Consider the following 13132-nt stretch of genomic DNA (forward strand, 5'->3'; position numbering starts at 1 on the left):
AAAAATGGGTGAGAGAACAATTCTGTTCGCTCACCCATTTTAAACTTATTCTATAATTAGTAACCGTCGTTTTGAACGATGTAACCTTTTATATTAGAGGCTCCATCAATGGCACTTTGAGGAATTGGAAATAACCTCATTTTGGGGTCTGAATTTGTTTTCTCTGTCCAAGAGTCCTCGTATTTACCAAAGCGAATTTGGTCTGCACGTCGAAATCCTTCCCAATAAAGCTCAAAGCCTCTTTCCCTAATCATGACATCAAGATTTATAGACTTTAATGCAGGCGGAATTTGAGCTGGACGAGCAGTTCTGGATGCTCTTAAAGTATTCACATCGGCAAGTGCACCTGCATTATCACCATTTCGGAGCTTCGCCTCAGCACGCATTAAGTATATTTCACCTAGTCGCATCAAAACAAGATCCACACTACTAAAATTGTTCGCATTAGGGGAAGTACGACTAAATTGATATTTGGCTACACGATAACCCGTTTTATGCAGTCTACCTTCATTCGTAAAATCAACTTGTAAAGTATGGTCTACATAACCTACATTCTTATCTGGCCCATTTCCTTTAATTTGTTTTACAGGATAAACCCTATAACCACCTTCACAAGTAATAAAAGCTCCGTCAGCGTTTTTTCTTGGGCCCCAAGGTGTTCCACGAATAATTCCACGATTCATTTCAAAATTTTCGGGTGCCACACAAATGTAATTGTCCGCATCATTTAATGGTGACTTACCATCAAGGTTTGCCAGTTCTGCTGAAACTTGAACATTATGCTGGTAAAACCTCGCATCTGCTGCAGGATCGGTTGTCCCATAACCATCTACCCACGTTTTGTAAAAATCAGATGTAATGGCAGGCCCATCTGTACCATCCGAGCTTGGGAACTCCAACCTTCCCCATTGAGAACCCGCAATAGACCAATAGGCCCATCGGCTATGCTCTCTTTCTAATACACCTCTTTGATCAAGAGCAAAAATCAACTCCGCATTAGAATTATTTTCATCATTAAACAATTCAAAGTACTCTGGAGATAACGCATACTTACCCGAATTGATAATCTTATTTGTATAGTCAATGACCTTGTCCATATCTTCTTTGGCAAAATCAGGAGTGCCATAAGGGTCTCTATATACGGCAACATTTAAGTGCAGCCTAGCCAATAAACCCCATACAGCACCTTGAGTAATTCTTCCTGGCCCACCGGTATTTCCTATTCGATCTACCACCGATTCCAATTCGCTCTTGATATAGTCTATGGCCACCTGTCCCCTTATCACTTCTGATATCTCATTGGATGTCTCTTTTCTAAATACTAATCCCCAACTATCTAGCATGAGCATATTTAGGTAAGCTCTTAGAGCAATCATTTCATTCAAGGGCCCTTGAGCTGCAGTGTTTCCCTCTGTCACCAAGGGGCGAAGTACTTCAATAGCGGATAGAGCTCTTGAAATATTAAGTGTAAGCTCATTCCATGAACTTCCCACAAGGTCATTCCCGGGTGTTATGGTATGCCTGTGTGTGTCTAGAAACTTTCCCCCATCAAACCAATCAGTACCTCCGCGATAAGGTAAAATGGCTTCATCTGCCGCTATAAGTTGTAAACCGTAATAATTGGTATGCCTCCATGTCCAAGATACTTGACCATAAGCAGGGGCAATAGCTCCACTAATAACCTCAGCCTGACCCTGACCAAACAAGGATTCGTCTAATACTTCTTCTTTTAAATCGGTACAACTCCCCATGAATGTGAGTATTCCGATTGTAATTGCAATTAAGATATTTCTTTTCATGCCGGTATATATTTTAATATTCTTAGCCTTTCTGGTCCTTTTGGATATAAAATCCATTAAGCCATTCAAGCTTTTAATTTTAATTAGAATGAAACATTTAAGCCCAATAGAAATGTACGAGGCTTAGGATAAGTAAAGCGATCAATCCCAAAGGTTTGAACTCCACCTATAGAACTTCCAGAGTTTATTTCTGGATCATAACCGGTATATTCGGTTATAACAAATAGGTTTTGACCTGTTATTGAAAAACGAATGTTATTTATCCATTTGTCTAAACCTACGTTTTGAGGGCTAAGCTTATAGGACAAGGTGGCATTGTTCATTCTTAAATAGGCTCCGTTTTCTAAATATCTGGTTGAAACCTCGTTTGAGTTAGTAATGGATTCATTCGGATACTGAACGGCAAAATCGGTAGTATTAAAGGAAGACGCCAGATTACCTCTATTGAAAATAGACATGGCCGTATGGTTATAGATTTTATTCCCTGATACTCCATTGAAATTAAGACTCAAATCGAAGTTTTTGTATCCAAAGTTGGTATAGAAGGCATAGAGCGTACTAGGCAAAGCTGTGCCAACTACAATTCTATCATTTTCTATCACTTGACCATCACCATTTTGGTCTTTGAATTCATTAAGACCATCGTCACCAATCCCAACAAATTCTTTCATAAAGTAAGAGCCAATAGCCTCTCCATTGATATAACCATTGATAGTTGCTCCGGTTTGTCCTGCTCCTTGTGCAGCACCAGTGGTTAACACAGCATAAGGTGAATCAACCACTCTGTTTTTAATAAAAGTAATGTTACCACCAAAGTTATAATAGAACCCATTTTGGTTTCCATTTTGATAGTCTAGAGCCAACTCCAGTCCTGAGTTACTAATCTCCATATTTGGAACATTAGTCCAAAAAGTAGGTGTTGGTTGAATTGGGTCTGCTGGCACCGCCTCTAAAAGAATGTTACTTGAAACTTTATTAAAATAATCCATCGTACCAGTTAACTTATTCCTAAACAAACCAAAATCTAAACCAACGTTGCTTTGCGTGGAGACTTCCCATTGTATGTTAGGGTTTGCCAGCCTAGTATAGATGGTACCATAAGGATAATCGTCAAGGGTGGTGGCATTAGGATCTAATGGATAAGTGTCATTATCAGCACGGCTATCGTTAAAGTTGGCTTGGGTAATTTTAGATGGGATTTCTTGATTTCCTGTTTGACCCCAGCTGGCTCGAAGCTTCAGATTGGTAACTTTAGATCCTGCCATAAAATCCTCATTGGTGATATTCCAGCCCCCTGCAAAAGATGGGAAATAACCATATTTGTTATTTGCTCCAAACTTGGATGAGCCATCTGCTCTAAATGTAGCTGTTACCATATATTTATCTGCAAAACCATAATTTACTCTACCAAAGAAAGATTGTAATTCATTTTTTGTGGCATAAGTATTAACTATGGTAGGTTGCTCCTGAGTGCTTAACTGGTCTTGATAACGCGGTTCTATATCATTATTAGCAAACCCAGTACGACTAAAAGATGTTTGATTGTCAAAAAACTTTTGATAAGAATGACCTGCTAAGAAATTCATGCTATGCTTATCTTTTGAAAAGACATAGTTCAGCGTATTCTCAATCAAACTATTACTATTTTTTGCATAAATAGAATTCAAAGAGCCCAAATCTAAACCTTCTAATAAAGCGTAAGGCATGGTTTGAATCACCCTGTCTGTAGATGAGAAGTCTACACCGAGATTAAGCTTATAAACAAGCCCCTTGTATAGCTCTAAACTTGGTGAGATGTTGGCAATTAAACGGCTATTGGCGGCCTCATCTTTATATAATTTTTGTCTTGCAACTGGGCTTAAGATATCATCTAAAAGCGTAGGCTGTCCATTGGTATATGCAGGAATCGTAGGATTTAATCTAAGCATATCTACAACAATATTGCCACCATCTGGTCTAGCATTTTCTGTTTGTGCTCCTATAATATTATATGCAATTTTCATTTTACCATTTAAAGCCGTTTGATTCAAGTTTAGTCTCCCAGAATAACGTTTCAGACTACTATTATTTAAAATCCCCTCTTGATTATCCAGACCAAGTGAAGCGAAATAAGAGAATTTTTCGCTGGCTGCACCACTCATTGATAAATTGGTGGCCGTAGAATGAGCCGTTCTGGTCAGTTCATCTTGCCAGTTGGTATTTCCACCAGCGTCAAAGAGCGTACCTCCCGCATTTACCACTTGTTTCCGAAAATCAGCAGCACTGAAAACGTCTATTTTATTCGCTAAAGTGGACGTTGCGGTAGACACAGAAAGATTGACTTCTGTTTTACCTTCTTTCCCTTTTTTTGTGGTAATAACAATAACACCATTTGCAGCCCTTGCACCATAAATAGCCGCTGCCGAAGCATCCTTAAGAACATTTATTGATTCAATGTCTTGAGGGTTAATGAAGTTAAGTGGGTTACTAGCAAAACCATTGGATGAATTATCTAGCACAAATCCGTCAATCACGTAAAGTGGTGTAGTACCAGAACGCAGGCTACCCACTCCACGTATAACCACATCTTGGGCAGCACCGGGTTCTCCACTTACAGAAGTCACATTTACACCTGCCACTTTCCCTTGAAGCAATTGTCCAGGATTAGAAACGACACCTTTGTTGAAATCTTCACTCTTTAAAGTCCCTACAGAGCCTGTTACATCAGATTTCTTTTGTGTACCGTAACCTAATACCACAATATCATCTAGTTGATTGGCCGCTTGTATCAACTGAATATTGATACTGGTTTGACTGCCAACAATAACTTCCTGTTGGGCATAGCCAATAAAGTCAAAAACCAAAACAGCATTTTGATCTTTGACATTGATGCTAAAATTACCATCTACATCACTTAAGACGCCATTGGTCGTACCTTTTTCAACGATAGAACATCCTACCATTGCTGAACCATCGGCGGCATCTGTTACCTGTCCACCAATCCTTAGTACCAAAGAGGCCGCTTGAGTCATATTGGAAATGAGAAATCCAAATAGCCCGAGGTACAGTGTGAGCTTGAAATAGAGTTTTTTCATAGTAATTGAATTTTCAGTTTAGTTAAAATCTAACCAGTATGGTTAAATATTGAGAAGGGATAAGTGCTTTAGGTTCCTTTAATTTATGAATATTACATGAATTATTATAATTTTATTGGTATATTTTTACAATAATACTATGCCCTCGAGATATACCTTAGGGATTTTTTTAGACAATAATTTAACTTAACTCAAGTTGCCAAGGGAGTTATTTTAAGAATGAGCTGCAAACATAAAGAATAGTCTAGGCAGGAAAAACAGCTATTTGGAATGGTAACATTTACTTAATAGACAAGACAAAGGCATTGGCCGTGAGCAAATGGCGAGTAAGTATTTATGGGGAATTAATGCAATGCTCGTTTAAAAATAAAGGCATGCATTTTATACTCTTTTTTGTTTTGTTACAGGAGTAGCCAAAAAAAATTGGAAGGTTATCTATTAGATATGACAAGGGCGTCATAGCATAGATTAACCTTCCAATTATGGAAATATTAAATTCGGTGATTTTACAGATTATACTTGTAAATATCTTCTATAGAAGACGTATCACCTGCTTGAGCTTCAAAAAGTTCTTTTATCAAACCTGTTTTTAACTCTAAAATCCAAGCATGAATATGAGGGCCATCTCCGTTTTTCCAAGCCTTCTGAATAATCGAAGTTTTAATCAAGTTTTTAGCTTGCTCAATAGCATTCAACTCACACAGCCTATCAAACTTAGCTTCTTTGTCCTTTAGGTCTGATAACTCATCATTATTTTTTACATATACATCTTTTATGTGTCTTATCCATTTATTAATAATCCCTATATTCTCATTGGACATGGCTGCTTTAACTCCACCACATCCGTAATGTCCTACCACCATTACATGTTTCACCTTTAAAACCTCTACCGCATACTGAAGTACAGATAACATATTGATGTCTGTATGTACCACAAGATTCGCCACATTTCTATGAACAAAAATTTGACCTGGCTGGGTATTGGTAATTCTGTCTGCAGGAGCACGGCTATCTGCACAGCCTATCCATAGGAAATCGGGACTTTGCCCTTCAGCCATTTTATTGAAAAAAACAGGATTTACTATATTTTGAGCCTTGGCCCATTCTTTATTATCGGCTAATAATTTTTGATAGGTTTCCATTATACTAAATTAATTTCTTTTCGTTTAAACTGTTTTTTCTAATCCTATTTTTTCATCATTCTTTCCAAACTTAAGTTTGGTTCTAGTGATATCCAGAACATTAACCTTAATATTCTTTTTGGGTGCATCACGCACAAAATCCTCAATAGTTAAAAATATATCGTGGTCAATAAAATCGATATTTCTACCATCCAAAGTTAATTCATCACCCTCTTCCAATTGACTTAAGTTCTTCACTAACTCTGCTCTGTTATAAAAGAAAACATCCTTCTGGAAGTCTATAATCATATGATTACCCACCTTGGTTGGTTTAATAACCGACTTAAAGTTAGTATACAATACATATCCAATACCTACCATAAGACCAATTAAAATACCCACGAGTAAGTCTGTGAACAAAACTGCTGTAATGGTTACTATAAAGGGAATAAATTGATCATGCCCTTCAGCGTACATTCTTTTGAACATTTCTGGTTTTGCCAACTTATAGCCTACCATAATCAAAACAGCCGCTAAAGCAGATAACGGAATCATGTTCAATAAATTCGGAATAAAAACCACACAAATTAAAAGTAACATACCATGAAAAATGGCAGACACTTTAGTTTTACCTCCAGCTTGAATATTAGCAGAACTACGTACAATTACCTGTGTAATAGGTATACCTCCAATAAGGCCAGAAAGCATGTTACCCGCACCTTGAGCTACTAACTCTCTGTTTGTAGGGGTTACGTTTTTCCTTGGATCTAATCTGTCGGTGGCTTCCACACAGAGTAGTGTTTCTAAACTGGCAATAATAGCAATTAAAAAACCAGTCTTTATAACATTAAAATTGGTGAAAGCTGAGAAGTCGGGAAAGGTAAAAAGATTTAAGAATCCAGCTGTCGACTCAACTTCAGGCAGTTGCACCATGTGCTCACCTCCTAAGTTAAGGTTTTCTGGATAAAAATAATTAATAATAATACCGGCAAATACAGCCAATAATGGTCCGGGAATAATGTTTAAAACCTTGTTTTCTTTTATCCATTTCCTATCCCAAAGAATAAGTAAGGCTAAACAAAATACACCAATAATTAAGGCTCCCGTGTTAAAGTTACCCAAGTTAAAAAGTTCTGAGATTGTATTTTCCCCATCACTTTGTATAAATGATGAATCACCTTCAGGGTCTGTATCAATGCCAAAGGCATGAGGTATTTGTTTTAAAACAATGGTTATACCAATAGCGGCAAGCATTCCTTTAATAACAGAAGACGGAAAGTAGAAAGCTATTTTACCTGCTCCTACAAAACCTAAAATAAGTTGTATAAAGCCACCAATAACTACGGCGGCCAAGAAGATTTCGTAAACTTGGAACTCATTAATAGCCGTGGCCACAATGACGGCCAAACCAGCAGCGGGTCCACTAACTCCTAGCTTAGAACCACTAATAGCTCCCACCACAATACCACCTACTATACCTGCTATAATCCCAGAAAATAGTGGGGCCTCTGAGGCCAAAGAAATCCCTAAACATAGTGGTAATGCTACTAAAAACACTACCAATCCTGCCGACATGTCACTGCCGATACTTTTAAACGAAAAGTCGTTTTTCATAAAAATAATTAATTGAAAATAAGATGTACACAGATCTTCCTCAACACTTTGAAAAGAGAACAGATCTAAAATAAACTAATTAATAATTTATGAAAGGTCGGGGGGTGGCCCAAAAATGGTAGAGAAGTCTCCATCATAGTAAGATGGACAGTAATATTTGTAGAAACTAGGTCTCTGAAAATAAAGAGCCAAAACGTCAACTAAACTTACGTTCGCCAACTTTTTTGAATCTAATTCATCCCTAGAGTCGTCATCATTGTCATGTTCTTCATTAATTTGAAGAAAAGTAGCTGCATTACTAATCGTAACCATACGCAATACATATACCTGCCCGCCAAGAAAAGCGAGGAGAAAGAAAAGTAAAGCAATATTTTTACAAATGCGTTTTGACATCATAACTCATGTAAATAAAGATAAAAACGTTAGAAAAAGTTTCATCGAATAGAGAAATAAATAATCTATGCATATAAAAAACCTAATTCAGGCGAACTTAGAAGCACGAAATTTAGAAGAAATAGAACCAAGTTCATTTGCTTTAAAAAACCCAATGAAGTGGGAATCTGAATTTCTAAGGGAGGTCCTAAACCAGTATCAAATCTTAAAAAAAATAACCATAAAAATCCCTTCATGGGCTACTAACAAGGAAATTATAGGAGCCTCACTTTTAAATATAGAGCAGTGCTCTTCTGATGAAACAGGGAGTCATAAATTCAGAAACCATTCTGGTGTTACGGCTATAGACTTAACGGGTGGTTTCGGTGTAGACAGTTATTTTTTGAGTCGGAAATTTGAAAGAATAATTTCCGTAGAATCTTATCAAGAGCTTCAAGAAGTAGTCAGGTATAATTTTGAAAAGTTAAATATCAAGAATACTGAATTTGTTAATAAAACTGCTGAAGACTTCCTGAAAGATTGTGAAACCAAGTTTGACTTCATTTATCTAGACCCAGATAGAAGAAATAAAGCCAATAAAAAACTGGTGCTACTAGAAGAGTGCAGTCCTAATCTTATAGAAATTCAATCTAAACTTTTGAGTCTAGCTCCAAAAGTTTTGGTTAAATACTCGCCTCTCCTAGATATTCAGTTGGCCTTGAAGAAAATAGACCATGTGTCAACTGTAGAGATAGTAGCATTAAAAAATGAGGTCAAAGAATTACTTTTCACTATTTCCGAGGATGCCAATGACACTCCTTTGATTATTTCCACGAATATCACCAAAGAGAAAACGGAAAGCTTTAGTCATACTATTGAAGAGGAAAAAAACACCATGGCCACCTACCATGAACCTCTATGTTATCTTTATGAGCCCAATGCCGCTATTATGAAAAGTGGGGCATTTAACATGGTGGCTGTAAAGTTTGATATTTTCAAAATAGCTCAGCACAGTCATTATTATACTTCCGATAACCTTGTACAGGATTTCCCAGGCAAGACATTCAAAGTTGAAAAAATAGAATCTTATAACTCTAAAGTGTTAAAACCATTAAAAAATCGGCGATTTAACGTTTTAGCAAGAAATTTTCCTCTAAATTCTGTGACTATTTGCAAGAAACACCATCTTAATACAGGAGGAGACAAGTATTTAATATTCACACAGAATCTCAGAAACGAAAAGATAATTTTAACTTGCATTAGAACTTTTTAACCAAAAAACATGAAAAAGATAATTGCACTTTTAGTGCTTATAGGTATTGCTTCCAGCGTTTTTGCTCAGCATATCCTAACAAGCTCCACCATTTATGATGGTGAAGTACATACCACAAAGTACATTTTTATCAGATCAGACATTAAGGATCTAGAAAAAGATTGGAAAACCTATTTATCTAAAACAGGAAGTGTTTCTGACGATAAAGGTCAGCTAACGGTAAAAGTAAATTCTTCTAACATCAGCAGAGATTTAGATAAGATTATCAGCTATATAGAAGACCATAAGTCTTTTTCTGCTGTACATTTAATTTTGCTTGACGGAAATGGTAGGTCTTTAGATAATCAAATTAACCTTGAAGCATTGGAAAGATTACTTTATGACTTCTATGATTTGGCCTATTATGCTGAAGAGAAGAGAATGGCCGAAACAGATCTGGAACTGGCAGAAAAGCTTCATGATAATGCAGAAAAAAGCAAATCAAGAGCGGAGAGAGCCTTGTCAGCAAATTTAAAAGCTCAAGAAAAGCTTGGCAAAAAACTTTCTGAAAGTCCAGATAAACTAGCAGAAATCATTAAAAGTAAGGATGAGGTTTATCAAGAAATCTTAAAAAGAGATGTGGCTGATACCACTACTTCCGATGAGCCAGATGAGCTTGATAAGGAATTTTCTAAACAGGAAAAGAAGATAGTACAGACTAAGAAACTTAAAGTTAAAAACTCTAAAAAACTTAAAAGTAGAGAAGATGAGTTCGAAGACTTGACAGACGAACTTATTACAGCCAGATTAGAGTTGGAAAAAGCAACTCAAGTTTTGGAAAGTAAGAAAGTGGTTATACAGGAGATTAAAAAGAGATAAACTATTTCAGTTTAAACTTCTTCCCTGGCATCGCTTTTACGAGGTCTTGAAACTCAAGATTAAGTAAAAGGGATGCCAGTTTATTTAAAGGGATATTGGTCTCAAAGCTAAGATCGTCAATTTGGCTGCCTCCTTTTTGTTTTAATAGTGAAAGCACTTTGCTTTCGTCATCGGTAAACCTTGATAGGTCTAGTTCAGAAACAGGACTATTATAAGAAGGTTCGCCGTTTAATGTCCAGCCCAAATCTCCGATGATGTTTTTGGGTGATGTAAATATTTTAGCTTTGTTGAGTCTTATAAGGGTGTTGGGGCCTTCTGAGTAAGTCATACCCAAAGCACCCGGCACCGCGTAAACTTCCCTGTGGTAATTATTGCCATATTCTGCGGTTACTAAGCCTCCTCCCCTTTTGGCAGATTCCACTATAATAATGGCATCGCTCAGAGCCGCAATAATCCTGTTTCTAGCGATAAATTGCGGACCAATGGGCTTGATATCATTTTTATTTTCCGTTAGTAAAGCTCCTTTATCCAAAATCTCTCCTACATATCTTTTATGAGCAGCTGGATAAATGTGGTCAAAACCTCCTGCCATTACCGCCACCGTTTGTAGATTGTTTTTCAAAGCGGCCTTATGAGCGGCAATATCTATCCCGTATGCCAAACCACTAATAACCGCCACATCATATGCTGCCAATTCTGATACAATCTTTTCTGTTACCTCTTTCCCATAATCTGTGGCCTTTCTTGTTCCTACAATACCAACGGTCCTTTTATAATTCAAATCTGTAGAACCTAGACAAAAGATAACAGGTGGAGCATCATAAATGCCTTTAAACCTTAAGGGATAATTAGCATCTTGAAAAGAGATTATTTGAAACCCCTTTTTTACGGAATCTTGTAATAGCTTTTCTGCAGCGGGGAGACCTTTTTTAGCTTTTTTAATACCAGAAATAACACCCGGCCCTATGCCTGGTATTTTCAACAATTTGCCCTCTGCTGCCTCTAAAACTATTTTAGCCGAGCCTAAATAACTTATCAAATGCCTAAAAAGAACACCACCAATGCCATCTACTTCCTTTAGAGCCAATTTATAAATTAAGTCCTCTTGCATAGATTAACCTCTAATTTTTATCAATACCTCTTTAACGTACTTAAGCCTTTCAATCACCTCCTTATTGCTATTTTTCGACTCTTTCTTGGTCTTAAGTTGCTCTTTAACGCCCTGAAGCGTATAATTTTCTTCATCTGCCAGGGCTATAATTTCACTTAGCTTCTCAAGATCCTTTTTGGTAAAAGCCTTATTCTTTCCACGAGTTTGAATTTTTAGGTTAAATTCTCTTTCGTAGAAACGAATTTTGGAAGGGGCTACTTCAAAGTGCTGTGCTACTTCTTCTGTGCTGTAAAACAGTTTAATATCTTTCATTGTGGATTCAAAAGTATGTTCTATTTGTCATTCAAAAAAGTATCAAATATCCTTATAGCAATTTAGCTAAAAAAATTAGCGAACATCCACACCCTTGTTTTCTAAATTCTCCTTTAGGCTATGCAAGTCTACTTTTTCTGATTCTTTAAGCGGAACAGTACAATTTGCCATAAAAAGGACTTCTAGATTTTGAATCTCCAACAAGCTCTGCGGTAGCTTCTCAAAAGAATTATTAGAAACATCCAATTCCTTTAATTGTTTTAAGTTCAATATTTGCTCAGGAAGAAATTTAAAATGATTATACCCTATGTCAAATAACTTTATGGAAACCGGAAGTAAAGGTAATTTCTCTAGCTTATTATGATGGGCATAAAGCGTTTCAAGTTTTTCTAATTTACTAATTTCCAGCGGTAAATCCGATAAGTCATTGTTAGCTATCGCCAATGTTTTAAGGTTTTTCAACTGGCCAATAGTACCTGACAAAGCATGTAGCTCATTATAATAAACATCCAGCTCCTCTAAGTAAACGAAAGCCCCTATATTTTCAGGAAAGTACTTTAAACCAGCATTATATAGATTTAGATTCTTTAGAGGTGGGAGCTTTTCAAATTTCTGATTATGAAAGTTTGATAAATAATTATTACCCAGAAACAAGTCATTTAAGCCACCAAACTTTCTCAATGACTTGGGCATTTTTGTAATTCTATTAAACTGCAGATTTAGCAATGACAAAGAATCCTGTCGCTTGGTTTTTATAGACTTATCCGTCAATAAGTTTTTTGTCAAAGTCACCGTCGTTAAATTCTTAAGCGACCAAAGCTTCCTTGTAACCTTCTTCAAGGCATTATTTGATAAGTCAAGTTTCTCCAAATTCTTACATTTATAAACTGCTTTAGGGATTTTAGTAAGACCTAGATTAGATAAATCTAAGCTTCTTAAAGTGCCAAGCGAGTCCTTATTCTCTAAATTGGCTAAGCTAGCACTCCCTAGTTTGTCATCATTGAAAAAACTAAAACCAATAGGCCCTTCCCCAAAACTTTTGATTTCATCCATATGACTAACATGAAACGCCTCAATAATAGGCTTCAATTTAGGAGCAATGGACTTAAGAGATAATGTATCTATAATTCTTTCATAACTTCCTGTTTCTTTTAAGATACTAAATCGCATAACTGTAAAGGTCGCCAAACTTAAATTTTGCTGCTTAATATACCCAAAAGTCATACTTAAATTGCCATTTATCTCAGCTAAAAACAGCCCGTTAACTTTCATTTGAGCCTCTAGCACATACTGAAGTCTTTGTTTTCTAGCTATGACTGCACCATCATTAGAATGAGGTGTAGCACCCTCCATCATGAGCACTTCGGCTAGGCTTTTGCCATATTGACTCTGAAAGTCAAGTTCAGACAGTACTTGTATTTGCCCTAAACTGGGCATGCTAATCAGCAGTAAAAGTGTTAGGATATGTTTCATACTTCTAAATAAGGAAACTTTAGTTGTATAACTACAATTTTAGTTCAATTATTTTTATTTATTCTTTATCCCAGACTTTTTAATCGAAAATGTACGGACTTCCGCAGCCTTTGGCTCAAATTTCA

10 protein-coding genes are annotated in these 13132 nt (G+C 36.5%); 2 read left to right on the forward strand and 8 right to left on the reverse strand.

What is annotated here, in order from left to right:
- Window positions 1-56: 56 nt before the first annotated feature.
- The 5 genes from ACTBZY_RS16780 to ACTBZY_RS16800 form a co-directional block, all read right to left on the reverse strand.
- On the reverse strand, window positions 57-1799 hold the full coding sequence (locus ACTBZY_RS16780) for a RagB/SusD family nutrient uptake outer membrane protein (RefSeq protein WP_463047503.1): 1743 nt from the start codon (window positions 1797-1799) through the stop codon (window positions 57-59).
- Between the two features lie 83 nt (window positions 1800-1882).
- Window positions 1883-4873 carry a SusC/RagA family TonB-linked outer membrane protein gene (locus ACTBZY_RS16785; protein WP_463047504.1) on the reverse strand — a complete coding sequence of 997 codons (2991 nt, stop codon included), beginning with the start codon at window positions 4871-4873 and terminating at the stop codon, window positions 1883-1885.
- Window positions 4874-5379: 506 nt separating this feature from the next.
- Entirely contained in the window at window positions 5380-6015 is a 636-nt protein-coding gene (locus ACTBZY_RS16790) for a carbonic anhydrase (RefSeq protein ID WP_463047505.1), read from the reverse strand.
- A 24-nt stretch (window positions 6016-6039) separates the two neighbouring features.
- Window positions 6040-7608 carry a SulP family inorganic anion transporter gene (locus ACTBZY_RS16795; protein ID WP_463047506.1) on the reverse strand — a complete coding sequence of 523 codons (1569 nt, stop codon included), beginning with the start codon at window positions 7606-7608 and terminating at the stop codon, window positions 6040-6042.
- Between the two features lie 87 nt (window positions 7609-7695).
- Window positions 7696-8004, reverse strand: a complete 309-nt coding sequence (locus ACTBZY_RS16800; RefSeq protein WP_463047507.1) for a hypothetical protein — start codon at window positions 8002-8004, stop codon at window positions 7696-7698.
- 64 nt (window positions 8005-8068) lie between these two features.
- Here ACTBZY_RS16800 and ACTBZY_RS16805 point away from each other — a divergent pair, with 64 nt between their 5' ends.
- Together ACTBZY_RS16805 and ACTBZY_RS16810 are read left to right on the forward strand one after the other, a co-directional pair.
- Window positions 8069-9253: a THUMP-like domain-containing protein gene (locus tag ACTBZY_RS16805; protein WP_463047508.1), complete on the forward strand. Its 1185-nt coding sequence runs from the start codon at window positions 8069-8071 to the stop codon at window positions 9251-9253.
- A gap of 9 nt (window positions 9254-9262) precedes the next feature.
- A complete protein-coding gene (locus tag ACTBZY_RS16810; protein WP_463047509.1) occupies window positions 9263-10111 on the forward strand; it encodes a hypothetical protein in 849 nt (282 codons plus the stop codon).
- 1 nt (window position 10112) lies between these two features.
- Here the strand turns inward: ACTBZY_RS16810 and dprA are convergent, their stop codons facing one another.
- From dprA to ACTBZY_RS16825, 3 genes are all read right to left on the reverse strand, one after another.
- A complete protein-coding gene (dprA, locus tag ACTBZY_RS16815; RefSeq protein WP_463047510.1) occupies window positions 10113-11222 on the reverse strand; it encodes a DNA-processing protein DprA in 1110 nt (369 codons plus the stop codon).
- A 3-nt stretch (window positions 11223-11225) separates the two neighbouring features.
- On the reverse strand, window positions 11226-11534 hold the full coding sequence (locus ACTBZY_RS16820) for a MerR family transcriptional regulator (protein WP_463047511.1): 309 nt from the start codon (window positions 11532-11534) through the stop codon (window positions 11226-11228).
- Window positions 11535-11609: 75 nt separating this feature from the next.
- Entirely contained in the window at window positions 11610-13007 is a 1398-nt protein-coding gene (locus ACTBZY_RS16825; RefSeq protein ID WP_463047512.1) for a leucine-rich repeat domain-containing protein, read from the reverse strand.
- Window positions 13008-13132: the final 125 nt, after the last annotated feature.

Source organism: Arcticibacterium sp., from assembly GCF_055134445.1.